Here is a 24,199-nt window from a genome sequence, read left to right as displayed (position 1 = left end):
AACGGCCCAGTGCTCAGGGTCACGGGACCCTACCGAATACGGCTACTGCTCGACGCGGCGCTTGAGCTCCCGCAGCGCGGTGTCAATGATGATCTTCTCGGCCTTCCGGCGCAGCATCCCGATCATCGGGATGTTCAGCTCGACGCTGAGCGAATAGGTGACCGTCGTCGAGCCGCCGACGGGTTCCAGCACGTAGGAGCCCTGCTGCGCCTTCTGGATCTGCCCCTTGGTCAGCCGCCAGCTCACCGAAAGGCCGTCCGGCGCCCAGTCGTAGGACAGCGTGTACGCGTCCTTGAAGACACCCGCGTCCAGGCCGAAGGCGACCTCACTGGCCAGGCCGTTCTCACCGACCGCGAGCACCTCGGCGGAGTGCACCGCGCCGGCCCATTCGGGGTACGCGGGGAAGTCCGCGATCACCGCCATGATCCGCTCGGGTGCGGCGTCGATCGTGAGGGACTGCGTGGTCGAGTCGGCCATGGGCGCAGACGTTACCGGCAGCCCGCGCCGCGCCGACGTCCCGGCGCGCTCACCAGCTCAGCACGAAGGGACGCTCGGTCTTGCGGAAGTGCCCGACGTTGACGCACTCGGTCCCGCCCACCCGCGCGCGAGCGGCCATCGGCTGGTGCACGTGACCGAACAGCGCTGCCCTCGGGCGGTCCCGCTCGATGATCCGCACCAGTGCCGCGCTGCCCACCTCGGCGCGCCGCGACACGACGTCGTAGGCCAGCTCGGCGACCAGCGGCGGCACGTGGCTGCACAGCACGTCCACCGTGGTCAGCGCGGCGCACGCGGCGTCGTACTCGGCCGCCGGCCGGACGTAGGGGCGCCACGGCCCGCCGCTGATCGACTCGATGTGCGGCGGGAGCGGGAGACCACCGACGAAGCCGACCCGTAGTCCTCCGATGTCGGCGACCTCGCCGTCGAGCATCCGGACGCCGTCGCGGAGGAACTCGGGCCACAGGTGCGGGAGATCGACGTTGCCGGGCGTCAGGTAGCTCGGCGTGGTCAACGCGCCGAACAGCTCCCGGTACTGCTCCTGAACCGCGCCTTCGAGCACCGCCCTCGGGTCGTCGAGCTCCGTCCACAGCTCGCGGGCGTAGTCGGTCAGCTCCCCGGGACGTCCGTGCGTGCGCAGCCGCGCGAACGTGGCCACGACGTCGGGCCCGAACACCTGGCCGAGGATGCCCTTCGAGTGATCGTGGTAGTCCACGAAGTTGATCAGGTCGCCGAGCACGATCAGTGCGTCCGCGCCCTCACCGGCCCTGGCCAGCGCCTGGCTGTTGCCGTGGACGTCGGCGACTACGTGAACCCGCATCTACTGGCCCGCGACGCTCGGCTGGGCGGGACCCCTGGGCGGCTCGCCGGGCGGGCGTCCCTCCTCGAGCAGGTCCTTCAACCGCAGCGCGAGCGCTTTGGCGGCGCGCTGCCGACGCGAGATCTCGGCCATCGCGCGACGCGGCGGGAGCGGGCTCGGCCTGCCCTGGCCGTCGGCGGGGTCGGCGCGCAGGTAGTAGTGCAGGACGGTGCCGTCGAGGACCGCTTCGAGCCAGACCTCCATGCTCCCGACCAACGCGCCGCTGACCGTCCACCGGAAACCCTGCGCACCACGATCGGTCATGACCCGCAGTGTCAGATCGGGCCAGTACCGCGTCCAGCTGTCCGGATCGGCGAACTCGGCCGCCACCCTGGCCGGGGGCACCACCAGGAACGTCTCGTCAACAACGTCGACCGTGCTCATGTGTGCGCAGCCTGCCAGCCGAACCCTCCGACGCCTGAGTCACACTCCCCTACCGACGGGTAACCGTTATAGGTTTGGGGCAGTCGACTGCTGTCGACGACTGCCGATGGGGGCGCTGCGCGCCCGAGGAAAGGCTGGCGATGCGCGAATACCAGGTGCCGGCGGTCGACGAGGTCGCTGACGACGAGAGCCTGTCCGATGCGGTGTTCGACAACGCCGAGAAGTTCCCGGACACGGTCAGTTTCCGCCGCAAGCACGGCGAGGACTGGTCCGACGTCACCGCGGCCGAGTTCGCCGAGCAGGTCACCTCGGTGGCCAGAGGGCTGATCGCGTCCGGTGTCGAACACGGTGACCGGGTCTCGCTGCTGTCCAGGACCCGGTTCGAGTGGACGGTGCTGGACTACGCGATCGCGGCGGTGGGCGCCACGACCGTGCCGATCTACCAGACGTCCTCCCCCGACCAGATCGAATGGATTCTGTCCGACTCGGGCGCCGTGGCCGTGATCATCGAGTCCGACGAGCACCGCGACGTGGTGCACGGCCTGCGCGACAGGCTGACCTCGCTGAGACATGTCTGGCAGATCGAGCCGACCGATGGCGGTACGCCCGCCGTCGAGCACCTGGTCGCCGAGGGAGCCTCGGTCGACGCCGAGCAGGTCGGTGTGCGCCGCGCCGCCGTCCGCGCCGACGACCTCGCCACGTTGATCTACACCTCGGGGACGACCGGGCGGCCCAAGGGCTGCGAACTGACGCACCGCAACCTGCTCACCGAGCTGAAGACCGCCGGCGTCCTGTTCGGGGACCTGATGAACGAGTCGGCCTCGCTGCTGCTGTTCCTGCCGCTGGCGCACGTGCTCGCCAAGATCATCCAGTGCGGCGGCGTCCACAACCGGACGACGATCGGGCACGTCTCGGACACCGCCAACCTGCTCGCCGACCTCGCGGCGTTCCGCCCCACCTTCGTGCTGTCCGTGCCCCGGGTGTTCGAGAAGGTGTTCAACAGTGCGCAGCAGAAGGCGCACTCGTCGGGCAAGGGCGCGATCTTCGACGCCGCCGCGAGCACCGCCGAGGAGTGGAGCAGGGCGCAGCCCTCGCCCGGGCTGGTCCTGAGCCTCAAGCACGCCCTGTTCGACCGGCTCGTGTACGGCAAGCTGCGTGCCGCGCTGGGCGGCCGGTGCGTCGCGGCGGTATCCGGCGGCGCTCCGCTCGGCGAGCGTCTCGGCCACTTCTTCCGCGGCGTCGGGCTGCCGGTCTACGAGGGCTACGGACTCACCGAGACCAGCGGCGGCATCACCGTCAACACACCGGACGCACAGCGGATCGGGACCGTCGGGCGTCCGCTGGCCGGCAGCGCCGTGCGGATCGCCGAGGAGGACGGCGAGATCCTGGTGCGTGGCGACCTGGTGTTCCGCGGCTACTGGCACAACCCCGAGGCCACCGAGGAGGCCACCAGCGACGGCTGGTTCCGCACCGGCGACATCGGCGATCTGGACGAGGACGGGTTCCTGAGGATCACCGGCCGCAAGAAGGAGCTGATCGTCACCGCCGGCGGCAAGAACGTGGCGCCCGCCGTACTGGAGGACCGGCTGCGGTCCCATCCGCTGGTCAGTCAGTGCATGGTGGTGGGTGACAACCAGCCGTTCATCGGCGCGCTGGTGACGCTGGACCCGGAGGCGTTGCCCGCGTGGCGCACCGAGCACGGCAAACCGGCGCCCGGCGAGCCGGGCGACCCGTCCGACCTGGTCACCGACCCGGACCTGCTCGCCGAGATCGACCTCGCGGTGAAGGACGCCAACCAGGCGGTCTCGCACGCGGAGGGGATCAAGAAGTTCAGGGTGCTCGCGGTGGACTTCACCGAGGCGGGCGGCGAGCTGACGCCGACCCTGAAGCTGAAGCGCAACGTGGTCACGCAGACCTACGCCGACGACATCGCGGCCCTCTACGACACGGCCGGAGCGCGCCGCTAGCCCGGTCAATGATCACCACCGGCTCAGGGCTGATCTTCCCCGGGAAAACAGCCCTGGCGCGGTGGTGATCATGGGCTGATCAGGGCCGGGTCTAGCCAGGTGGCCAGGCGGGCCGCCGCGACGTCCCACTGCCAGCTCTCGCGCATCCACTCGCGGCCGGCCGCGCCCAGGGCGCTCGCTCGGTCCGGGTCGGCGAGCAGGTCCGCGACGGTGGCCGCGAGACTCGCCACGTCACGGCCGTCGACGACCTCGCCGGTCTGCCCGCGCCGCACCGTCTCCGGTGCTCCCCCTGAGTCGCCCGCGACCACCGGTAGGCCCGAGGCGGATGCTTCGAGCAGCACGATGCCGAGGCCCTCGACGTCGAGCCCGCGTCCCCTGGTGCGACACGGCAGCGCGAACACGTCACCGACGGTGTGGTGCGCGGGCAGTTCCTCCCAGCTCACCGGCCCGGTGAACACCACGTGGTCGGCAACGCCGTGCTCGCGGGCCAGCACCCGGAGCCGGTCGCCGTACGGCCCGTCGCCGACCAGCAACAGCGTCGCTCCGGGGACCCTGCGGCGGATCTCGGGCAACGCCGCGATCAGCATGTCCTGCCCCTTACGCGCCACCAGTCTGGACAGGCAGCTGACGACCGGGCGGTCGCCGAGGCCGTACCGGGACCGCAGCTCGGCGCGGGCCGACGGGTCGGGCCGGAAACGGTCGGTGTCGATCCCGGACGGCAGGTACTCCAGTGCCGCCAGCGGACCGAACGCCGCCGCGAACCGGCGCCGCGTGTACCGCGACACCACGGTCACCACGTCGGTGGTGTTGCCGATCCGCCGGAGTGCCTGGCGCGCGGCGGGCAGCATGGACCAGCCGACCTCGTGACCGTGCGTACTGGCCACCAGTCGCGTCACACCGGCGCCGCGGCGCAGTCCCGGGCCCAGGAGAGCGAGCGGGGCGGCCGCGCCGAACCAGACCGTCTCACAGCCGTGTTCACGAGCGAGCCGGGTCGCTGTGTTCGCCACCGAGGGCACCGGAAGCATCAGCGAGCCCGGATGCCGGTACACCTGGTACGGGGCTTCGGCGTCGAACTCGGCGGCCCCTGGCCATGCCGGCGCGTAGACGACCAGCTCCCCGGCGGGTAGCCGCGCGGCGAGCTCGGCGAGATAGCTCTGAATTCCACCCGCTCGGGGCGGGAAGTCGTTTGTCACCAGCAGGGTCGGCATCGCGGGCGAGGTTACCGGGGGCCGAACATGCGACGGCGGCCGGTGGAATGCACCGGCCGCCGTCAGCCGCGGGGAGCGGATGGGTCTTTCGGATGGTGGTCTAGAGGCGCCGGGCGCTGTTGTACTTCATCTTGTCCAGGTCGGTGTAGCGAACCACGTCACCGGTCTGCACCGCGTTGAGGACCTTGCCGTCACCCGCGTAGAAACCGACGTGGCTGACCGGGCTGTAGAAGAAGATCAGATCCCCGGGCTGCAGGTCGGATTTGGCCACCGGCCTGCCGACCTGCGCCTGAGCCGAGCTGGACCGGGGCAGGGTGATGCCGACCTTCTTGAACGCCCAGTAGACGAGGCCGGAGCAGTCGAACCTGCCGGGACCGGCCGCGCCCCACACGTAGGGCGACTGCATCCGGGTCATCGCGGCCTTCAGCGCCATGACGCCCTTGCCGCTACCGCCGAGTACGACACCGACCGGTGAGCCGTCGTCGCTGATCCGCGCGGCCCGGTCCGCCGGGCTCAGCCGCTTGAGCAGGTCTTCGACCTGGTCGATCCGGACGTCGGCCTGCTTCTTGCGCACGGTGATCTGGTCGGCGGCCTGCCGGGCCTGGACGGTGGCCTGCTGCGCGGCGGCGACCGCGGCCGTCGCCTCGTCCTGCGCCCGCTTGGTCGCGCTGACCGCTTCCGCGGCTCGGTCGAGCTCCGCCTTCTGGTCGGCGGTGAAGCTGTCGAGCGTCGTCATCTGGTCCAGGAAGTCACTGGGTGAGTCGCTCAGGACCAGCGCGTTGAGCTCGTCGAGGCGACCGCTCTCCATCGCTTCCGCGGTGAGCTTGTCGATCTGCTGCTGGTACTTCTCCATCGACTGCTGCGCCTTGGCCGCCGCCGCGCGCGCCGGCTTGACCTGGGCTTCGGCCCGGTCCGCCTCGCGCTGCTTCGTCTGGAGATTGTCCTGCGCACCGTGCCACTGCTCGGTCAGCGCCTCAGCGTCGTGCTGGGCGTCGGCGAGCTGCTTCGCGGCATCGGAGGCGTTCGGGCTGTGCGGTGGAGGAGGAGCCGGGTCGGCATGGGCGGTGCCGGTCAGTACGACACAGGCAGCGAGAGCCATCACGGTCGCGGAAAGCGCGCCAACGAGGCTGCGCGAATGTCCGCTCGACGCCACGACGCCGGTCTCCCTTCCACCGAACCACCGCCGGACACCCGCGATCCCATCCGGGCATGACACCCGGGCTCGGCTCACAGGCAACGACGATGGCGACCTCGCGGCGCCAATCGGGGAGCGAATGGCTGACGCCCCGCAAAGTCTCGGGGAGATTACGAACAGCGGGCAGCGGCGTCCAGAACGGCCCCCGTGTGGCGCAGCACACAGACGGCCGCACCCCAACCGTCACATGGGGTAGACACTCATCGTTGTGTAACACCGTTTCGCTACCCGGCGTTACTGAACCCCGACTTGCCCGACGGAGTGGGTGATGCCTTCGACGGCTCCGTGGCGACCAAGCGCAACCGAGGCACCAAACCCTGCTCGGCCAGCACGTTCAAGGCACGGCAGACCGGTGCGTCGAGCTGTACGGCTCCAGCGCCGGACGGCAGGCTCACCTGCTCGTGGTCCGGCTCCGTGATCGAACCGATCGGCTCGACGACACCCGGCACCCCCAGGAAGACCCCGACCACGCAGTCCCGGCAGGCGTCTCCACGAACCTCGCAGCGATCGCAATCGATGATCATGACTCTCCTCGGATCGGTCCGTTGGCAACGCCGGGGACGTTAGGAGGCACCACCGACAGTTCCGGGCCGACAACCACCATCCGGAGTCGCTCGCGACCTGATTCACTCGTTCGTGTGAGCGGGGATCGGACGGGCGCGGAGTCAGACCCTGGCCAGCAGATCGAGCAGTACCGCCGAGGCCACGGGGTGCGCGCCGCCGCGGTGCACCGACTCGGCAACCGCCCTGTCCGACGTGGCGACCACCAGCGGACGCCCGGTGGGCTCCGCCGCGACGAGCTCCCTGATCACGTCGTCGGCGAGCACCCCGGGGTCGCTGAACAACACCCGCACTCCCCTGGGCCTGCGCGCCAGCCCGGCCGCCACCGCCGCGCCGTCGAACACCACGGTCACCTCGGCTCCGGTTCGCGCAGCGAGGGCGGCCAGAGCCGCCACGAGACGCGCCCGCTGGTCGAACAGGGTCATCTCCGGGTATCCGGTCTTGCTCACGTTGTAGCCGTCGACGATCAGATGCACCGAAGGGACCGCGAGCAGCCGGTCCAGGGCGGTGGCATCGGAGATCCGGGCGACGACGGGCCTCGCCTGCCGTGCGCCCCGGACCAGGTCGGCGGGGCGCGGCCCGCCACCGCCGAGGGACAGCTCCCGGCGCAGCCCGGCGACCGCGCCGGACAGCGTGTCGACGAGCAGCTCCAGGCGCATCTGCTCGGCCTGACGCGCCTCCCGGGCTCCCTGCCGCGCGTCGCTCGCCTCGTCGTTGGCCCGCGCCGCGTGCGTCCGGGCGGCATCCGCCTGGTCCCGCGCCCGATCACGTTCCGCGACCGCCGCGTGGAGCTGCTGGGTGAAGGTACGGCGCAACTCCGCCAGCTCCTGCTCCGCGGCGAGCGTCGCGTCCTCCGCGTTGCGTACCCGGGTGCCCTGTTCGCGGATGCGCTTGCGCAGCCGGTCCAGCTCATCGTCCCTGGCGGACCGCGCCTCGCGGGCGCTGGAGCGTGCCTCGGCCAGCTCCGCGCGCAGCCGCTCCTGCTCGGCCGTCAGCTTGTCGACGCGGGCGAGCGCCGCGTCCCGTTGCGAACGCAGAGTGACCACATCGCTCCGCTCAGCGATCGAAGTCAACCGTTCGGCGACGTCCTCAGCGCCGGTGAGGACCGCTCCGGCCGCACCACCGACCGGATCCGCATCCGGCCCGGTCAACTCACCCGGCCGGTGCTCCTCCCACCAGGCGAACACCGCGGTGCGGAAAGCGGACGACTCCTCCAACTCGCCCAGTAGCACCCGGGCGCCGAGCCGCGCCCGTTTACTCGGGGTGAATCGGGCCAGCCTGCGTACGCTAGCCGGAACATCCGTCTTGGCGAGCTCACCGACGGCAACGGACGCCACCTGAGCCAGCCGAGCCCGTACGGGCTCAGGCAACTCGGTCCACGCCCGTTGCTCCATCTGCCCAGTTTAGGCCTGCTCCGCGCGCCATCGTTCCCGGAAGGCCCTCCGGGCCGACCGGGAACGATCCAGGCGGCGGGCCCTGGCGGGCCCGCTGCCTGGGTTTTTTCCTCGCGGTCCCCCATACCCTTCGGGCATGGGGGACCACTCGGAAAAATGTCGCCTTCGGCGACGCGCGCGCTTGGTGCCCCGACTTGGGAGCCGCCACTCATGCACTACCCGCCTTCGGCGGAACCCCTCCGGGCACCTATGCGGGGCCACCCGTGAACGCGCGTTCGCCACAAGGACCCGTGAGTGTTTTGGGTTGCCCTGGCAACCCAAAACACTCATGGCTCCCATCCGGCTGCGGATGTACAGGTGCCTTGAAAGTTGGCTCCGCGAGTCTCCGAAGGAGTTCCGGCGAAGGCCGGGCAGTGAATGTCCGCAACCAACGTCGCCAACTCCGTCGGCGGCTCCCCAACCGGCCACAAGCGCGCGCCCGGGCGAGTCCCCGAGCCTTCTTTTCTGGGAGTACCCCAGCGAGCGTTTACGCGAGCCGGGGTGGTCACAGAAAAGAGCCGCGCGCGAAACAGGCCCAACAAGACTGTCGGTAGCGGCGGCTAGCTTCGTCGAATGCCACAGCTGTCATTCGATGAGCTCGGCACGCCGTTGCGGGATGTCACGTTCGTCGTGCTCGATCTGGAGACCACCGGAGGCAGCGCGGCCGCCGATGCGATCACCGAGGTGGGCGCGGTCAAGGTGCGTGGCGGTGTGCAGCTCGGCGAGCTGGGGACGCTGGTCGATCCGGGCACCGGTGTCCCGCCCCAGATCGTCGCGTTGACCGGCATCACGCAGGCGATGTTGTTGGGGGCTCCGACGATCTCCTCGGTGCTGCCCACGTTGCTGGAGTTCCTGTCCGGTGCGGTGCTGGTGGCGCACAACTCACCGTTCGACACCGGTTTCCTGCGCGCCGCGTGTGAACGCCACGGCCGTGCCTGGCCGAAGCCGCCGGTGCTGTGCACCGCGAGGTTGGCGAGAGCGGCACTGACCAGGGACGAGGCGCCGTCGGTACGGCTCTCCGCGCTGGCCACGTTGTTCGGCAGCACGGTCCGGCCGACGCACCGGGCTCTCGATGACGCCAGGGCAACCGTGCAGGTGCTGCACGGTCTGCTCGAACGGGTCGGCAATCTCGGGGTGCACAGTCTCGAAGAGCTGCTCGCGCTGGCCGCGAGCCCGGCGGGCAACCGCGCGACCGACGCCCAGCGGCGCAAACGCGGTCTGGCCGAGCATCTGCCGAACGCGCCGGGCGTCTATCTGTTCCGGGGCGCCCGCGACGAGGTGCTCTATGTCGGGACCAGCGGTGATCTGCGCCGCCGGGTGCGGACGTACTTCACCGGGTCGGAGAAACGGCGGCGGGTCCGGGACATGGTGGCGCTGGCCGAGCGGGTGGATGCGGTGCAGTGCGCGCACTCGTTGGAGGCGCACGTGCGGGAGCTGCGGTTGATCGGCGCGCACCGCCCTCGGTTCAACCGTCGGTCCCGTACCCCGAACCGCGTCTGGTGGGTGACGCTCACCGAGGAAGCGTTCCCGCGGATGTCGGTGGTCACGCAGTCCCGGGACGGCGCGTTCGGCCCGTTCCGGTCGCGGGCCGACGCGGTCTCCGCGATGGAGTCGGTGCAGGACGCGGTACCGATCCGCCGGTGCACCCAGCGCATTCCGGCGCGAAACCCGAATGCCACCCCGTGTGCGCTCGCCGAGCTGGGCCGCTGCGCGGCGCCGTGCGCCGGCCGGCAGAGCGTCGCCGACTACGCCCATACGGTGGTCCGGGTAGAGGACCTGGTGTCCGGCCGGGCCGACGACCCGGTCCGCGCCTTGGCCGACGAGGTCACCCGGCTCGGGGAGGCGGAGCGTTTCGAGGCCGCGGCGGACCACAGGGACCGGCTGACCGCCCTGCTCACCGCGTTGCGCCGGGCGCAGCGGCTGGCCGCGCTCGCCGCGCTGCCGGAGCTGGTTGCGGCGCGCCCGGACGGCCACGGGGGCTGGGAGTTCGCGGTGGTGCGTCACGGCAGGCTCGCCTCGGCCGGTGTCGCTCGACGCGGTGTGCCCCCGATGCCCGTGGTCGAGGCGTTGAGGCTGGGCGCCGAGACGGTCCGGCCGGGGGACGGTCCGCTGCGCGGTGCGCCTGCCGAAGAGGTGGCCGTGCTGTTGCGCTGGCTGGACCGTCCGGGCACACGCCTGGTGCACTGCCCCACACCGTGGACCGAGTCCGCGTTCGGCGCGGGCCGGTGGGACGCCTGGCTGGCGACCGCGGCGGCCGCGCACGTCGGCTATGCCGGTGAAAACTGAGTACCGGAGGGCACTCGCTACGATCACGGAATCCCGCGTGAGCGAAGGAGCCTGTCGTTGTGATCACCGCATTCGTCCTGATCCACGCCGTCGCCGACCACATCCCGGAGACCGCGCAGGCCATCGCGGACCTGGACGGAGTCGCCGACGTCTACTCGTGCGCGGGCGACGTCGACCTGATCGCGGTGGTCCGGGTCCGTGAGCACGAGCAGCTGGCCGAGGTCATCGCGGGCCGCCTGAGCAAGGTGCCCGGCGTCCGCCAGACCGACACCCACATCGCGTTCCGCTCCTACTCCCAGCGGGACGTGGAGGAAGGCTTCTCCGTAGGCCAGGACTGACCGAGCGGCTCGGGCTCGGCGGCGCGCGGAGAAGTGTCGGACCCCAGGACCATGATGGGGGCATGTCCGAAGACAGCGTGCTGGACGGCTTCTCGCCCGCGACCCGTGCCTGGTTCGGTGGGGCGTTCGCCGCGCCGACCGCCGCCCAGGCCGGAGCGTGGGCGGCCGCGCGGGCCGGTCGGCACGCGCTGGTGGTCGCTCCCACCGGTTCGGGCAAGACTCTCGCCGCGTTCCTGTGGGCGCTGGACCGGTTGGCGACCGAGGTGCCGCCGGAGGACCCGAAGCATCGCTGCCGGGTGCTGTACGTCTCACCGCTGAAGGCGCTCGCGGTCGATGTGGAGCGCAACCTGCGGTCTCCGCTCGCCGGCATCCGGCAGGCCGCGCACCGGCTGGACCTGCCGGAGCCCCAGATCACCGTGGGGATGCGGACCGGTGACACACCGGCGGACGAGCGCCGCCGGTTCGGCCGGACGCCGCCGGACGTGCTGGTCACCACGCCGGAGTCGCTGTTCCTGCTGTTGACCTCGGCGGCACGGGACTCGTTGCGCGGCGTCCGGACGGTCATCGTGGACGAGGTGCACGCGGTGGCGGGCACCAAACGTGGTGCGCACCTGGCCCTGTCGCTGGAACGGCTGGACGAGCTGCTCGTCGACGGGCCGGCACAGCGCATCGGTCTGTCCGCGACGGTCCGGCCGATCGACGAGGTCAGTGCGTTCCTCGCCGGCCGGCATCCGATCGAGGTGATCCGCCCGGCCACCGCGAAGACGATCGAGGTCAGGGTCGAGGTTCCGGTGCCCGATCTGGGCGCATTGGACACCCGGCCCGATCCGGGCAGCTCCGACGAGGAGATCGTCGGCTCTGCCGCGGGCGCCGCACAGCGTCCGTCCATCTGGCCCGCCGTGGAGCGGAGGGTCCTGGAGCTGGTCGAGGCGCACCGTTCGACGATCGTGTTCGCCAACTCCCGGCGGTTGGCCGAGCGGCTCACCGCGAAGCTGAACGAGCTCGCCGCCGACCGCACCGAGCTCGTCCCCGGCGAGAAGTTCCCCGCCGAGGCGATCGGTGAGTCCGGGCTGGCCACCGGCGCCGAGGCGGTCGTGGCGAAGGCCCACCACGGGTCGATGTCGCGCGAGCAGCGCACCGCGGTCGAGGAGGAGCTGAAGGCCGGTCGGCTGCCCTGCGTGGTCGCCACGTCGAGCCTGGAGCTGGGTATCGACATGGGAGCGGTCGATCTGGTGGTCCAGGTGGAGGCTCCGCCGAGCGTGGCCTCCGGTCTGCAGCGGGTCGGCCGGGCGGGCCACCAGGTGGGTGCCGTGTCCCGGGGGGTGGTGTTCCCGAAGTTCCGCGGTGATCTCGTGTCCTGTGCGGTGGTCGCCGAGCGCATGGCGCAGGGCGCGATCGAGTCGCTGCGCTATCCGCGCAACCCGCTCGACGTGCTCGCCCAGCAGATCGTCGCGATGGTGGCGCTGGAACCGTGGACCGTGGCGGAGCTGGCGGCGGTGGTGCGCAGGGCCGCCCCGTTCGCCGCGCTCCCCGACTCGGCGTTGCACGCGACGCTGGACATGCTGGCCGGCCGCTATCCCAGCGAGGACTTCGGAGAGCTGCGCGCCCGGATCACCTGGGATCGGGTGACCGACGAGCTGCGCGGGAGGCCGGGGGCGCAGCGGCTGGCGGTGACCTCGGGCGGCACCATCCCGGACCGGGGCCTGTTCACCGTCATGACCCCGGGCGGCGCGGACGGCGCCGGGTCCCGGGTCGGTGAGCTGGACGAGGAGATGGTCTACGAGTCGCGGGTGGGCGACACCTTCCTGCTCGGCACGTCGTCGTGGCGGGTCGAGGACATCACGCACGACCGGGTCATCGTGACCCCGGCCCCCGGCCAACCGGCCCGGATGCCGTTCTGGAAGGGCGAGTCGATCGGACGGCCGCTGGAGCTGGGCCGTGCCGTGGGCGCGTTCGTCAGGGAGATGTCCGCGCTCGGTGCCGAGGCCGCGCGGGAGCGGGCCGCCGTGGCGGGGCTCGACGAGTGGGCCGCCGACAATCTGCTGGCCTACCTGGGCGAGCAGCGCGATGCCACCCGGCACGTACCGAGTGACCGCACGGTCCTGGTCGAGCGGTTCCGCGACGAGCTGGGCGACTGGCGGATGGTGGTGCACTCCCCGTTCGGTGCTCAGGTCAACGGGCCGTGGGCGTTGGCCATCGCGGCACGGATGCGGGAGCGGCGCGGTGTCGAGGTGAGTGCGGCCGGCGCCGACGACGGGATCGTGCTGCGACTGCCGGACGCGATGGACGAGTCCGGGGCCGAGGTGCTGCCGACCGCCGAGGACGTCCTGCTCGACCCGGACGAGGTGGAGCGGATCGTCGTCGCCGAGCTGGGCGGGTCCGCGCTGTTCGCGGCCCGGTTCCGGGAGTGCGCGGCACGGTCGCTGCTGCTGCCCCGGCGCGACCCTCGGCGGCGCACGCCGCTGTGGCAGCAGCGTCAACGGTCCGCCCAGCTGCTGACCGTGGCCAGCCGCTACGAACAGTTCCCGGTGTCGCTCGAGGCGATGCGCGAATGTGTGCAGGACGTGTACGACCTGCCTGGGCTGCGCGAGCTGATGAGTGACGTCGCACGAAGGAAGGTCCAGGTCGTCGAGGTCACGACACAGTCGCCCTCGCCGTTCGCGCGCAGCCTGCTGTTCGGCTACGTGGGCATGTTCCTCTACGAGCTGGACGCACCGCTGGCCGAGCGCCGGGCGGCCGCGCTGTCGCTCGACTCGACGCTGCTGGCCGAGCTGCTCGGCTCGGAGGCGATGCGTGAGCTGCTCGACCCCGAGGTGCTCGCCGAGGTGGAGGCCGAGCTGCAGCGTCTCGTGCCCAGCCGGCACGCACGCAACGCCGAGGGTGCCGCTGACCTGCTGCGGTTCCTCGGTGACCTGACGACGGAGGAGGCCGCCGCGCGAGGTGTCCAGCCGGACTGGCTGGCCGAGCTGGAAGCGGCTCGCAGGCTGATCCGGGTGCGGGTGGCCGGTGAGCAGCGCTGGCTCGCCATCGAGGACGCGGGCCGGGTGCGCGACGCGTTGGGGGCGCCGCTGCCGGTGGGTGTGCCCGAGGTGTTCACCGAGCCGGTCCCCGATCCGCTCGGTGAGCTGCTCATCCGCTACGCCCGCACGCACGGCCCGTTCGAGGCGAGCGAGGCCGCCACCCGGTTCGGCCTCGGGGTGGCGGTCGTCCGGGGGGTGCTGGACCGGTTGGTCGGCTCCGGGCGTCTGGTCCGGGGTGAGCTGCGTCCGGTGCGCGAGGTGCACGGTGGCAGCACCGCCGGCCTGGAGTACTGCGACGCCGAGGTGCTCCGACGGTTGCGGCGGGCATCGCTCGCGCGGCTGCGCGCCGAGGTCGAGCCGGTCGAACCGGCGGCGCTCGGCCGGTTCCTGCCGTCCTGGCACGGGATCGGCGCCCGGATCCGGAGGGCGCCGGGGCCGGAGGACGTCCTGTCGGTGGTCGAGCAGCTCGCCGGCGCACCGATTCCGGCGAGCGCACTGGAGTCGCTCGTGCTGCCGGCACGGCTGCCCGGTTACACCCCGGCGTTGCTGGACGAGCTGACGGCCGCGGGTGAGGTGACCTGGACCGGGTGCGGCCAGCTCGCCGGTGCGGACGGCTGGCTCGCGCTGGCCCCGGCGGACGTCGCGGACCTGCTGCTGCCCGATCTGGAACCCGAGGCACCGGGCAGCCCGCTGCACGCGGCGGTGCTCGATGCGTTGTCCGGCGGTGGGGCGCTCTTCTTCCGCCAGCTCGCCGACGCGGTCGGGGCCCGGCTGGTCGCGGCGGAGGAACCCACCCCGGACGACGCGACGCTGGTCGCGGCGATGTGGGACCTGGTCTGGGCCGGGCTGCTGAGCAACGACACCCTCGGTCCGGTTCGGGCCCTCACCGCCGGTCGGGGCGCCGCGCACAAGCCTCGCCAGAGTGCACCGCGTGGCCGGTACGCGAGGCTGCGCGCCGGCCGGCCGAACATGCCGTCCCGCGGCGGACCTCCCACGGTGGGCGGACGTTGGTCCCTTGCGGCCGGGCGTGCACCCGACACGACCCGTCGCGCGCACGCTCGCGCGGAGGCGTTCCTGGAGCGGCACGGTGTCCTGACCAGGGGTGCGCTGGGCACCGAGCGGGTGGTCGGCGGCTTCGCAGGCATCTACCGGGTGCTGCGTGCGATGGAGGAGTCGGGGCGCTGCCGGCGCGGCTACGTCGTCGAGGGCCTGGGTGCCGCCCAGTTCGCGGTGCCGGGCGCCATCGATCAGCTGCGCGCGCGGTCCAAGGAGATCGACGGTCCCGGCGACCCGACGGCCGTCGTGCTCGCGGCGGCCGACCCGGCCCAGCCGTGGGGTGCCGCGCTGTCCTGGCCCGCGACATCCGGCGAGTCGAAGCACCGGCCTGGCCGGAAGGCCGGCGCGCTGGTGGTGCTGGTCGACGGCTCCCCCGCGTTGTACGTCGAACGCGGCGGCCGTTCACTGCTGAGCTTCAGCGAACGCGAGGAGGTGTTGCAGGCGGGCGCCCAGGCACTCGCCGGCGCGGTGCGCGAAGGCTGGCTGGGTTCGCTCGCCGTGGAGCGGACCGACGGCGTGGGCTCACTCGGCGGTCACCTCGCCGAAGTGCTCACCGAAGCCGGCTTCCGAGCCACTCCGAAGGGCCTGCGACTACGCGCCTGACTGCGGTAATACTGGTGTTACTCTTACTTTGTGCGCATTACCAGCAAGGGCCAGATCACCATCCCACAGCAGGTGCGTCGGGCCCTTGGCCTCGAACCGGGCGATGAGGTCGACATCATCATCGATGATGGGGTAGCACGGATCATCCCGGTCCAGGGCCCGGTCGGTCGCGGCAAACGGATTGTCGAATCCATGCTGGGCAAGGGCGACGTTTCGCTCAGCACCGACGAGATCATGGCCCTCACCCGAGGTGAGTAGTCCGGGCACACTGGTCGACTCGAACGTCCTGCTCGACATATTCGGTAACGATCCACAGTGGGCGAAATGGTCGGCCGAGCGCCTCGAGTCCGCACTCGATGAGGGGCCGGTAGTGATCAATCAGGTCATCTACGGCGAGGTATCGCTGCGATTCTCGACACTTGAAGCGTTGGACGTCCAGTTGTCCGAGGATCGATTCGTCCGGGCGAACCTGCCGTGGGCCGCCGCTTTCTTGGCGGCCCGGTCCTACCGCACCTACCGTGCACGCGGGGGAACACGGACTTCTCCCCTACCCGACTTCTTCATCGGGGCTCATGCCGCTGTGCTAGGACTACGCCTGCTCACACGCGACGCCGCCCTATACCGAACGTACTTTCCCACTGTCTCGGTCATCGCCCCTTGACCGGCGCTAGCCGCACGTCGCGGACCGTCGCGTCGCAGACGCTGCAGTGTCTGCGACGCGACACGGGAGTCTGCGACGTGGCGCTAGAGGAAGTAGCGGTTCGTCAGGGGGAGGACCTCGGCGGGCGGGAGGTCCACGGGGCGGCCGTTGATCGTGACGTCCAGGGAGTCCGGGGAGACCCGGACCGAGGGGGACGCCGTGTTGCGGACGAAGTCGGCCTTCGTGAGGTTTCGGGAGTTCCGCACCGCCGACAGCCTGCGGCGTAGCTTCAACTTGCCCGCCAGGCCGGCGTCGATCGCGGCCTGACCGACGAACGCCACGCCGAGTGACGCGGGCGCCGCGCCGTAGGAGCCGAACATCGGCCGGTAGATCTGCGGCTGGCCGAGCCGGGTGCTGTCGTTGCCACCGCCGACCGGGCCCCACACGACGAACCCGCTCTTGACCACGAGCTGCGGCTTGACCCCGAAGAACTCCGGGCGCCACAGGACGATGTCGGCGAGCTTGCCCTTGGCCAGCGACCCGATCTCGTGTGCCATGCCCTGCGCGATCGCCGCGTTGATGGTCAGCTTCGCCAGGTAGCGCAGGACCCGCTCGTTGTCGTTCGGCCCGTCGGCGCCGTACACCTCTTTCATCCGGTGCGCGAGCTGCCAGGTCCGGATCGACACCTCTCCGATGCGGCCCATGCCCTGGGAGTCCGAGGACATCATCGCGATCGCGCCGAGGTCGTGCAGGACGCTCTCGGCGGCGACCGTACCGCCCCGCGCCCGCCAGTTCAGCCCGGCCATGTCCTCCTCGAGGGAGGCGTGCATGCGGTGCACGGCCATCTTCATCTCGGGGTACTCGACGTAGGTGTTCGTCGTGTACGGGATGGTCGGCGTGGTCGACGAGCCCAGCACGTGCGGCACCCCGGCCAGCTCCAGGACGTTCGGATGGCCGCCGCCCAGTCCCTCGATGTGGTACGCGTGGATGGTCCGGCCGTTGATCGCCGAGAGGGTGTCCTCGAGCTCGCCACCCTCCTGGTTGGAGTCGGTGTGGATGCACACCGGGATGTCGTACTCGTCGGCGATGGTCAACGCGTTGTCGATGACCGAGGTGAAGCTGGCCGAGTCCTCGTGGATTTTCAGCCCGGCGGAGCCCATCTCCATGTTGCGTTCCAGCGCCGGCCGGTCCGACGCACTGCCGCGCCCGAGCAGCGCGACGTTCATCGGGTAGCCCTCCCAGGCCTCCATCATCCGGTGGAAGTGGTACTCGGGGTTGACGCCGAGGTCGGAGACGTGGCCGTAGCCCATGCCGACGACCGTCGTGGTGCCGGCGGACAGCGCGGCCGGGATCAGGCTCGTCGTGGCGAGGTGCACGTGCGGGTCGATGATGCCGGCGGTGGCGATCATCCCCTCGCCCATGATCCAGCCGGTGTTCGCGCCCGCAACCAGGTCGATGCCGTCGGTGACGTCGGGGTTGCCCGCCGCGCCGAGGCCGACGATGCGGCCTTCCTTGATCCCGATGTTGGTCTTGATGACGCCCAGCTGCGGGTCCATCACCACGACGTTGGCGATGATCAGGTCCAGCGCGCTGTCCTGGTCACGGTGGCTGGACATGGTCATGCTGTCGCGGATCGTCTTGCCGAAACCCCACAGCGGCTCGTCGCCGTGGTGGGTGTGGTCCTTCTCCACCTCGACGACCAGGTTGGTGTCGGCGAGCTGGATGCGGTCGCCGACGGTCGGGCCGTACAGCGTGTTGTACGTGGAACGGTCGATCGGACGTGGCATCAGCGCGCCTCCCCACTGTCACGGAAGCCTGCCGCCCGCAGCCGGGCCAGTGCGGCGTCCCGATGCTGTTCGAACTTCCCCGGCTCGGACAACGTGGCGTTGCACAGCCCGTTGAAGCCGTACACCGCCCGCTCGCCCGCGTAGGCGATGAGGTCGACCTCGGCCTCGCCACCCGGGTCGAACCGCACCGACTCGCCGGCGGGCAGGTCGAGGTGCATGCCGAAGGCCGCAGAGCGGTCGAACTCCAGGTAGCGGTTCGCCTCGAAGAAGTGGAAGTGCGAGGTGATCACCACCGGCCACTCCGAGTGGTTGTGCACCCGGATCCGGGCGGTGTCACGGCCCGCTAGATCCGGGGTCACCGGCTCGCAGCCGACGGTCACCCGACCGGGATAGCCGTCGACGGGGCTGAGTCGTACCTGCCGCGCGCTCATCGGACCGGGTTCCGCAGCGCGACGAGCTTGGTCCCGTCGGCGAACATGACCTCGAGATGCAGCAGCGGGATCATCTCGGCCACCCCCTCCATCACGTCGTCCCTGGTCAGACAGCTGCAGCCGTGGTCGACGACCTGCTCGTAGGACAGCCCGTCACGTGCCGCCTCGTGCATCTCGTCGCAGATGTAGCCGACCGCCTCGGGGTGGGAGAGCCGATGGCCCCTGGCTCGGCGCTTCCGGGCCAGCTCCGCGATCGTGAAGATCGTCAGTCGGTCCTGGTCACGTGGTGACAGTTTCATCGGCTCCCCTACCTCTCAGCGGGCGGCGGCCCGGTGTTCGGTGAGGAACTCACCGACCCGGTCGAGCGCCGCGGCGATGTTCTCCTCCGAGTTCGCGTAGGACACCCGCAGGTAGCCCTCGCCCAGCTCACCGAAGTCGGGACCGCCGATCAGCGCGACGCCGGCCCGTTCGAGCAGCGACGAGGCCAGCGCCTTGGCACCCCAGCCGGTCTCGGTGATGTTCGGGAACGTGTAGAACGCGCCCTTCGGCGTCACGCAGGACACTCCGGGCAGCTTGTTCAGCGCGGCGACCGTGACCTTTCGCCGCTTGTCGAACGCCGCGACCATATCGTCCACGGCCGTCTGGGGGCCTTCCAGTGCGGCGATGCCGGCGTACTGGGCCGGGGCGTTGACGCAGCTCCAGCCGTTCACCGCGAACTTGCGGAACCGTTCGGTCAGCGTCGTCGGCCAGATCGACCAGCCCAGCCGCCAGCCGGTCATCGCGTACGTCTTGGACCAGCCGTTGAGCAGGATCAGCCGGTTGCGGATCTCCGGGTAGCTCAGCAGCGAGATGTGCTCGGCGTCGTCGTAGACCATGCGGTCGTAGATCTCGTCGGAGAGCACCGCGACGCTCGGGTGGTCGAGCAGCCCGGCGACTAATCGGTTGATCTCGGACTTCGGCGCGACCCCCGCTGTGGGGTTGGCCGGCGAGTTGAGAATCACCAGCCGGGTGTCCGGGGTGATGAGCGACAGCACCTCATCGGCGGAGAACGCGAAGTCGTTCTCCTCCCGGATCGGCACCGGTACCGCTCGCGCCCCGGTGAACTCGATCATCGACCGATAGATCGGGAACCCGGGGTCGGGGTACAGGATCTCGGCGCCCGGCTCGCCGAACATCATGATCGCGGCGAACATCGTGACCTTGCCGCCGGGCACGATCATCACCCGGTCGGCCGGGATCGTCACCCCGGTGCGGGTGGCGACGTGCGCCGCGACGGCCTCACGCAACGGCGCGATGCCGGTGGCTTCGGTGTACCCGTGCTTGCCGTCCCGCAGCGCCTTGATCGCCGCCTCGACGATGTGCTCGGGAGTGCGGAAATCAGGCTGCCCGATCCCCAGGTTGATCACGTCACGGCCCTGGGCGGCGAGCTCGGTCGCCCGCGCCAGTACCGCGAAGGCGTTCTCGTCGCCCAACCGGTCGAACCCGGCCACTGGACGCACCATCTGCACTCCCTCTCTCGAACTGGCACGATCTTCCACCATGCCCGAGGGCGACACCGTCTATCTCACCGCGCGCCGCCTGGATGCGGCGTTGGCGGGCCATCGTCTACGCCGGGGCGAGCTGCGCCATCCTCGCTGGGCGACCGATGACCTCGCCGGCATGACGGTCCTCGGAGTCCGCAGCGTCGGCAAGCACCTGTTCACCCGATTCGACACCGGCATCAGTCTGCACAGCCATCTGCGCATGGACGGAAGCTGGCACCTGTACCGGCCGGGCGACCGGTGGCAGCGCCCCGCGCACCAGGCCAGAGCCGTCCTGACCACCGACGACCGGCTGGCCGTCGGATTCCTGCTGCACGATCTCGAACTGCTGCCGACCGGTGACGAACACCGGTTGGTCGGCCACCTCGGACCGGACCTGCTCGACCCGGACTGGTCGGATCACTCCGCCGCCGAGGCGCTCGAGCGGCTGACCCGGGCTCCCGAAACCGAGATCGGCCTCGCGCTGCTGGACCAGCGCACCGTGGCCGGCGTCGGCAACCTGTACAAGGCCGAGGTGTGTTTCCTGCTCGGCGTGTCGCCGTGGACCCCGGTCGGTGAGCTGCCCGACCCCGGCAAGGCGATCGCGCTGGCCCGGCGCCTCCTGCTGCGCAACGCCGACCGGCCCCAGCAGTCCACCACCGGTGAGCTCGGCCGGGGCCGTGAACACTGGGTGTACCTGCGCGGCGGCCAACGCTGCCGACGGTGCGGGACCCGAATCCGGACCGGGGAACAGGGCGACGGCGTGTACGCCCGCTCGGCGTACTGGTGCCCGCGCTGTCAACCCGGTCCGGTTCCGAACACGCTCAGCCCTGGTTCGGCTGCTGGGCCTGCTGGGTCTGCTGACCGGCAGCGGGGGCCTGGTCGCCGGAGGTGACCTCCTTCGGCGCGTTGGCCGACAACTGCTGCTGCCCACCGCCACCACCCATGGACGCCCGGATCGCCTCCAGCCGCGACGAACCCGCCATGTCGATGCTGGCCTGCTGTACCTCGAGCATGCGGCCCTGCACCGAGTTCTGCGCCAGCTCGGCCGAACCGAGCGCCTTGGCGTAGCGCGCCTCGATCTTGTCCCGCACCTCGTCCAGCGACGGGGTGTTACCCGGCGCGGCCAGGTTCGACATCTGCTGCAGCGACTCCGATGCCTTCTCCTGCATCTTCGCCTGCTCCAGCTGGCTGAGCAGCTTCGTGCGCTCGGCGATCTTCTGCTGCAGCATCATCGAGTTGCGCTCGACGGCCTGCTTCGCCTGGGCGGCTGCACCCAACGACTGGTCGTGCAGGACCTTGAGGTCCTCCATCGACTGCTCGGTCGTCACCAGCTGGGTGGCGGTGACCTGCGCGGCCTGCTCGTACTGCTGGGCCTTCTGCGCGTCGCCCTGCGAGCGGGCCTGGTCGGCGAGCACCAGCGCCTGGCGCGCCGAGTTCTGCAGCCGCTCGATCTCGCCGAGCTGACGGTTGAGCTTCATCTCCAGCTGGCGCTGGTTACCGATCACCGCGGCGGCCTGCTGGGACAGCGCCTGGTGCTGCTTCTGCGCGTCTTCGATGGCCTGCTGGATCTGGATCTTCGGGTCCGCGTACTCGTCCACCTTGGACGAGAACAGCGCCCCCAGATACTTGAAGCCCTTTGCGAATCCGTTGGCCATAGCCTCCGCCTGCTTGTTATCGAGCCGTGTGGGTGGGGACCGACACAGTCGGCGCCCTCACCACCATGTTGTCAGCTGACGGGCGCCGCTTCCAGGAGAACCCGCCATTCCCAGGGAAACCCTACCGACGATCTCCGGGTAACCCCCGAGCACACCGGGCTTCGCCGGGAGTACGGCTCAGGCGGCGACGCTGACCAACGTGGTGCCGGGCCCGCCGGCGCTCTGACCGGCCGTGGCACGGCGCAGATCCGTGTGCCGGGTACCGATCGGGACCAGCGGCTGCAGCAGCTCCTCAGGCATCGGACGCATGACGGCGGCGACCTCGACCAGCAGGTCGGACAGTGGGAAGTCCAGCGCCTCGCAGATCGAGGCCAGCAGCTCGCTGGACGCCTCCTTGCGGCCCCGCTCCACCTCGGACAGGTAGCCGAGGCTCACCCGTGCCTGATGCGACACCTCACGCAATGTGCGGCGACGATCGGTACGCGCACGACGCAGGGTGCCGCCGATGGCCTCACGCAGCAGCAGGGTCATCGGCTCCAACCTCCTTTGCCCGCGTCGGCGAGCGTGTCGATCCAGTGCTGCCACGTTACCGATTCTTTGCCGACTTCGGCGGGCGCGACCCCTGCGTACCTGTCCGCCCACGGCGAACGCACGGTGTTTCAGGTGACCGCACGCGCAGCGGCAAGCCCCTGAGCGCGCAGCCGCACCGCCCGCAACACGTAGTCGAAGCCGGTCACGACGGTGAGCGCGACCGCGATGGCCATGAGCCACCAGCGGGTCGACTCGACGATCATCGGCGCTGGCAGCAGCGCCGTGAGCGGCAGCACGTACGCACCGATCGCGAGCGTCTGCACCAATGTCTTCGCCTTGCCGCCCCGGCTCGCGGCGATCACGCCGTGGCGCAGCACCCAGAAGCGCAGCAGGGTGACCCCCAGCTCACGAACGGCGATCACGATCGTCACCCACCAGGAGAGATCACCCAGCAGACTGAGGCAGATCAGCGCGCCGCCCATGAGCGTCTTGTCGGCGATCGGGTCGGCGATCATCCCGAATTTGGTGACCAGCCCTCGGCGACGAGCGATGTCGCCGTCGAAACGATCGGTCAACGCCGCGATCGCGAACACCGCGGCGGCACCGAGTCGCCAGTCCGTTCGATGGCCGTCACCGACCATGAACAACGCGACGAACACCGGGACCAACGCCAGCCGCAGCAGCGTCAACATGTTCGCCACGTTGAGTAAGGGCGCCTCGGACGCGCCCTGGTCAGTCGTCATTGCGCCCCTACCCTGGCCACCACGAGGTCGACGCCCTCCGTGTCGGTCACGACGGCGTCGAAGAACTCGCCCGGAGTCCAACCGCCACCGGTGAGTATGCACTCGCCGTCGACATCCGGCGCCTGGTGCGCGGCGCGTCCTACCCCGATCGGCTCATCGTCATCGGCGTCCTCGGCATCTCCCTCGGCCACCTCTTCGACGAGCACCCGGACGGTGGTACCGATCCGGTCCTCGGCGCGCTGGTTGGTCAGCTCGTCCGCGAGCGTCGAGATCCGCGCGACCCGCTCCTGGATCACCTCGGGCGCGACCTTGTCCTCGTAGTCGGCCGCCTCGGTGCCCTCTTCGTCGGAGTAGCCGAAGACGCCGACCGCGTCCAGGCGCGCCTCGGTGAGGAAGCGTTCGAGATCGGCGATGTCCTCCTCGGTCTCCCCCGGGAACCCGACGATGACGTTGCTGCGGATGCCGGCCTCCGGGGCCAGCGCGCGGATCCGGGCGCACAGGTCCAGGAACGAGTCCACCGAGCCGAACCGGCGCATGCGGCGCAGGACCTTCTCGCTGGCGTGCTGGAAGGACAGGTCGAAGTACGGAGCGACACCCTCGGTACGGGCGATCACCTCGACGAGCCCGGGCCGGGTCTCGGCGGGCTGCAGGTAGCTCACCCGCACCCGCTCGATGCCTTCCACCGCCGCAAGCTGGGGCAACAGCGCCTCCAGCGCGCGCAGGTCACCGAGGTCCTTGCCGTAGGACGTGGAGTTCTCGCTGACCAGCACCAGCTCGCGCACGCCCTGCTGGGCGAGCCAGGCCGCCTCGCCCAGGATCTCCGCCCCAGGCCGGGACACGAACGCACCCCGGAAGGACGGGATCGCGCAGAAGGCGCAGCGCCGGTCGCAGCCGGAGGCGAGTTTCAGTGGCGCCACCGGGCGGTCGTCGAGCCTGCGCCTGGTCACGTCCGGGACCCACCCGTGGCCGGGCACCGCGACGTCGGTCGAGGCAGCGGGACGCTGAACCGGGCTGATCGGCAGCAGGGTCCGCCGGTCGACCGGGGTGTGTGACTCGACCGTGCGGCCGGCCACGACGTCGGCGAGCCGGTCACCCAGGGTCGCGTAGTGGTCGAACCCGAGCACCGCGTCGGCCTCGGGCAGGCCCGCGGCGAGCTCGGCGCCGTAGCGCTCGGCGAGGCAGCCGACGGCGACCACCTTCGCGCCGGTGTTGGCCGCCGCATCCGATGCGGCGAGCACCGTGTCGATCGAGTCCTTCTTCGCCTGCTCGACAAATCCGCAGGTGTTGACCACGATCACGTCAGGCGCCTGGTCCCCGTCGGATTCGGCGTCGACCAAGGTCCAGCCCTGCGCGGACAACCGGCCGGCGAGCTCCTCCGAGTCCAGGTCGTTACGCGCGCATCCCAGGGTCACCAGGGCCGCTCTCTGCATGGTGGTTCCGCTCGGCGTCTCTGGCACGGTGTCCAGGGTATCCGGCGCCGAATA

The 24,199-nt window shown here is 70.7% G+C and carries 22 protein-coding genes; 7 read left to right on the top strand and 15 right to left on the bottom strand.

Going from position 1 to position 24,199, the window contains the following annotated elements; all coding sequences use genetic code 11:
- Positions 1-42 precede the first annotated feature (42 nt).
- Genes G406_RS0104955 through G406_RS0104945 form a run of 3 tightly spaced genes read right to left on the bottom strand, consistent with a single transcriptional unit; the run spans position 43 to position 1,738 of the window.
- Positions 43-477 carry an SRPBCC family protein gene (locus tag G406_RS0104955; RefSeq protein ID WP_028932969.1) on the bottom strand — a complete coding sequence of 145 codons (435 nt, stop codon included), beginning with the start codon at positions 475-477 and terminating at the stop codon, positions 43-45.
- A 49-nt stretch (positions 478-526) separates the two neighbouring features.
- Complete coding sequence (locus tag G406_RS0104950) at positions 527-1,315, bottom strand: metallophosphoesterase family protein (RefSeq protein WP_028932968.1); 789 nt, start codon at positions 1,313-1,315, stop codon at positions 527-529.
- Positions 1,316-1,738, bottom strand: coding sequence for a hypothetical protein (locus tag G406_RS0104945; protein ID WP_028932967.1), 423 nt, complete (start codon positions 1,736-1,738; stop codon positions 1,316-1,318).
- 140 nt (positions 1,739-1,878) lie between these two features.
- On the opposite strand from G406_RS0104945, the gene G406_RS0104940 reads away from it, so the two are divergent.
- Positions 1,879-3,705, top strand: a complete 1,827-nt coding sequence (locus G406_RS0104940; RefSeq protein ID WP_028932966.1) for an AMP-dependent synthetase/ligase — start codon at positions 1,879-1,881, stop codon at positions 3,703-3,705.
- A gap of 68 nt (positions 3,706-3,773) precedes the next feature.
- Here G406_RS0104940 and G406_RS0104935 read toward each other — a convergent pair whose 3' ends face one another.
- The 4 genes from G406_RS0104935 to G406_RS44675 all read right to left on the bottom strand — a co-directional run bounded on the left by G406_RS0104935 (position 3,774) and on the right by G406_RS44675 (position 8,063).
- Positions 3,774-4,913: a glycosyltransferase family 4 protein gene (locus G406_RS0104935; protein ID WP_028932965.1), complete on the bottom strand. Its 1,140-nt coding sequence runs from the start codon at positions 4,911-4,913 to the stop codon at positions 3,774-3,776.
- 100 nt (positions 4,914-5,013) lie between these two features.
- Positions 5,014-6,012: an NlpC/P60 family protein gene (locus tag G406_RS0104930; RefSeq protein WP_051341628.1), complete on the bottom strand. Its 999-nt coding sequence runs from the start codon at positions 6,010-6,012 to the stop codon at positions 5,014-5,016.
- Positions 6,013-6,332: 320 nt separating this feature from the next.
- A complete protein-coding gene (locus G406_RS0104925; RefSeq protein ID WP_028932963.1) occupies positions 6,333-6,632 on the bottom strand; it encodes a hypothetical protein in 300 nt (99 codons plus the stop codon).
- Between the two features lie 141 nt (positions 6,633-6,773).
- A complete protein-coding gene (locus G406_RS44675) occupies positions 6,774-8,063 on the bottom strand; it encodes an NYN domain-containing protein (RefSeq protein WP_051341626.1) in 1,290 nt (429 codons plus the stop codon).
- Between the two features lie 612 nt (positions 8,064-8,675).
- Between G406_RS44675 and G406_RS0104915 the strand changes: the two genes are divergently transcribed.
- The 5 genes from G406_RS0104915 to G406_RS0104895 all read left to right on the top strand — a co-directional run bounded on the left by G406_RS0104915 (position 8,676) and on the right by G406_RS0104895 (position 16,066).
- Positions 8,676-10,388, top strand: coding sequence for a DEDD exonuclease domain-containing protein (locus G406_RS0104915; protein WP_028932962.1), 1,713 nt, complete (start codon positions 8,676-8,678; stop codon positions 10,386-10,388).
- 59 nt (positions 10,389-10,447) lie between these two features.
- Positions 10,448-10,726, top strand: a complete 279-nt coding sequence (locus G406_RS0104910; RefSeq protein ID WP_028932961.1) for an Lrp/AsnC family transcriptional regulator — start codon at positions 10,448-10,450, stop codon at positions 10,724-10,726.
- A 62-nt stretch (positions 10,727-10,788) separates the two neighbouring features.
- Positions 10,789-15,405, top strand: coding sequence for an ATP-dependent helicase (locus tag G406_RS0104905; RefSeq protein WP_028932960.1), 4,617 nt, complete (start codon positions 10,789-10,791; stop codon positions 15,403-15,405).
- Between the two features lie 30 nt (positions 15,406-15,435).
- On the top strand, positions 15,436-15,663 hold the full coding sequence (locus G406_RS0104900; protein ID WP_028932959.1) for an AbrB/MazE/SpoVT family DNA-binding domain-containing protein: 228 nt from the start codon (positions 15,436-15,438) through the stop codon (positions 15,661-15,663).
- Positions 15,656-16,066 (top strand): type II toxin-antitoxin system VapC family toxin, encoded by a 411-nt coding sequence (locus tag G406_RS0104895; RefSeq protein ID WP_028932958.1) that lies wholly within the window; start codon positions 15,656-15,658, stop codon positions 16,064-16,066. Before G406_RS0104900 ends, G406_RS0104895 begins: the two co-directional genes overlap by 8 nt.
- 83 nt (positions 16,067-16,149) lie before the next feature.
- On the opposite strand, the gene G406_RS0104890 is transcribed toward G406_RS0104895, so the two are convergent.
- From G406_RS0104890 to G406_RS0104875, 4 genes are read right to left on the bottom strand one after another with little or no spacing between them, the layout of a single operon-like run.
- Positions 16,150-17,832, bottom strand: a complete 1,683-nt coding sequence (locus G406_RS0104890) for an urease subunit alpha (protein ID WP_028932957.1) — start codon at positions 17,830-17,832, stop codon at positions 16,150-16,152.
- Complete coding sequence (ureB, locus tag G406_RS0104885; protein ID WP_028932956.1) at positions 17,832-18,263, bottom strand: urease subunit beta; 432 nt, start codon at positions 18,261-18,263, stop codon at positions 17,832-17,834. The genes G406_RS0104890 and ureB overlap by 1 nt, the downstream gene beginning before the upstream one ends.
- On the bottom strand, positions 18,260-18,562 hold the full coding sequence (locus G406_RS0104880; RefSeq protein ID WP_028932955.1) for an urease subunit gamma: 303 nt from the start codon (positions 18,560-18,562) through the stop codon (positions 18,260-18,262). The genes ureB and G406_RS0104880 overlap by 4 nt, the downstream gene beginning before the upstream one ends.
- A gap of 15 nt (positions 18,563-18,577) precedes the next feature.
- Positions 18,578-19,765 (bottom strand): pyridoxal phosphate-dependent aminotransferase, encoded by a 1,188-nt coding sequence (locus tag G406_RS0104875; RefSeq protein WP_037075276.1) that lies wholly within the window; start codon positions 19,763-19,765, stop codon positions 18,578-18,580.
- A 37-nt stretch (positions 19,766-19,802) separates the two neighbouring features.
- Between G406_RS0104875 and G406_RS44670 the strand changes: the two genes are divergently transcribed.
- A complete protein-coding gene (locus tag G406_RS44670; protein ID WP_084215776.1) occupies positions 19,803-20,678 on the top strand; it encodes a DNA-formamidopyrimidine glycosylase family protein in 876 nt (291 codons plus the stop codon).
- Here the strand turns inward: G406_RS44670 and G406_RS0104865 are convergent.
- The 4 genes from G406_RS0104865 to rimO all read right to left on the bottom strand — a co-directional run bounded on the left by G406_RS0104865 (position 20,608) and on the right by rimO (position 24,145).
- A complete protein-coding gene (locus G406_RS0104865) occupies positions 20,608-21,441 on the bottom strand; it encodes a PspA/IM30 family protein (RefSeq protein ID WP_028932953.1) in 834 nt (277 codons plus the stop codon). The two genes, G406_RS44670 and G406_RS0104865, sit on opposite strands and share 71 nt — an antisense overlap.
- A gap of 177 nt (positions 21,442-21,618) precedes the next feature.
- Entirely contained in the window at positions 21,619-21,972 is a 354-nt protein-coding gene (locus tag G406_RS44665) for a helix-turn-helix domain-containing protein (protein WP_037075143.1), read from the bottom strand.
- 128 nt (positions 21,973-22,100) lie between these two features.
- Positions 22,101-22,715 (bottom strand): CDP-diacylglycerol--glycerol-3-phosphate 3-phosphatidyltransferase, encoded by a 615-nt coding sequence (gene pgsA / locus G406_RS0104855; RefSeq protein WP_028932952.1) that lies wholly within the window; start codon positions 22,713-22,715, stop codon positions 22,101-22,103.
- Positions 22,712-24,145, bottom strand: coding sequence for a 30S ribosomal protein S12 methylthiotransferase RimO (gene rimO / locus G406_RS0104850; protein ID WP_037075271.1), 1,434 nt, complete (start codon positions 24,143-24,145; stop codon positions 22,712-22,714). The genes pgsA and rimO overlap by 4 nt, the downstream gene beginning before the upstream one ends.
- Positions 24,146-24,199: the final 54 nt, after the last annotated feature.

Source organism: Actinospineispora spinosispora DSM 44797, assembly GCF_000429025.1.
Lineage (GTDB): Bacteria > Actinomycetota > Actinomycetes > Mycobacteriales > Pseudonocardiaceae > Pseudonocardia > Pseudonocardia spinosispora.
The sequence above is the reverse complement of the archived record's forward strand: the minus strand, read 5'-3'. Positions and strand labels throughout refer to the sequence as shown.

Bases quoted from the DNA above. Each gene is read 5' to 3' on its own strand.
- G406_RS0104925 (WP_028932963.1), bottom strand. From the start codon at position 6,632: ATGATCATCGATTGCGATCGCTGCGAGGTTCGTGGAGACGCCTGCCGG.
- G406_RS0104880 (WP_028932955.1), bottom strand. From the start codon at position 18,562: ATGAAACTGTCACCACGTGACCAGGACCGACTGACGATCTTCACGATC.
- G406_RS0104915 (WP_028932962.1), top strand. From the start codon at position 8,676: ATGCCACAGCTGTCATTCGATGAGCTCGGCACGCCGTTGCGGGATGTC.
- pgsA (WP_028932952.1), bottom strand. From the start codon at position 22,715: ATGACGACTGACCAGGGCGCGTCCGAGGCGCCCTTACTCAACGTGGCG.
- G406_RS0104945 (WP_028932967.1), bottom strand. From the start codon at position 1,738: ATGAGCACGGTCGACGTTGTTGACGAGACGTTCCTGGTGGTGCCCCCG.
- G406_RS0104950 (WP_028932968.1), bottom strand. From the start codon at position 1,315: ATGCGGGTTCACGTAGTCGCCGACGTCCACGGCAACAGCCAGGCGCTG.
- G406_RS44665 (WP_037075143.1), bottom strand. From the start codon at position 21,972: ATGACCCTGCTGCTGCGTGAGGCCATCGGCGGCACCCTGCGTCGTGCG.
- rimO (WP_037075271.1), bottom strand. From the start codon at position 24,145: ATGCAGAGAGCGGCCCTGGTGACCCTGGGATGCGCGCGTAACGACCTG.
- G406_RS0104890 (WP_028932957.1), bottom strand. From the start codon at position 17,832: ATGCCACGTCCGATCGACCGTTCCACGTACAACACGCTGTACGGCCCG.
- G406_RS44670 (WP_084215776.1), top strand. From the start codon at position 19,803: ATGCCCGAGGGCGACACCGTCTATCTCACCGCGCGCCGCCTGGATGCG.
- G406_RS0104875 (WP_037075276.1), bottom strand. From the start codon at position 19,765: ATGGTGCGTCCAGTGGCCGGGTTCGACCGGTTGGGCGACGAGAACGCC.
- G406_RS44675 (WP_051341626.1), bottom strand. From the start codon at position 8,063: ATGGAGCAACGGGCGTGGACCGAGTTGCCTGAGCCCGTACGGGCTCGG.
- G406_RS0104955 (WP_028932969.1), bottom strand. From the start codon at position 477: ATGGCCGACTCGACCACGCAGTCCCTCACGATCGACGCCGCACCCGAG.
- G406_RS0104865 (WP_028932953.1), bottom strand. From the start codon at position 21,441: ATGGCCAACGGATTCGCAAAGGGCTTCAAGTATCTGGGGGCGCTGTTC.
- ureB (WP_028932956.1), bottom strand. From the start codon at position 18,263: ATGAGCGCGCGGCAGGTACGACTCAGCCCCGTCGACGGCTATCCCGGT.
- G406_RS0104930 (WP_051341628.1), bottom strand. From the start codon at position 6,012: ATGGCTCTCGCTGCCTGTGTCGTACTGACCGGCACCGCCCATGCCGAC.
- G406_RS0104905 (WP_028932960.1), top strand. From the start codon at position 10,789: ATGTCCGAAGACAGCGTGCTGGACGGCTTCTCGCCCGCGACCCGTGCC.
- G406_RS0104935 (WP_028932965.1), bottom strand. From the start codon at position 4,913: ATGCCGACCCTGCTGGTGACAAACGACTTCCCGCCCCGAGCGGGTGGA.
- G406_RS0104940 (WP_028932966.1), top strand. From the start codon at position 1,879: ATGCGCGAATACCAGGTGCCGGCGGTCGACGAGGTCGCTGACGACGAG.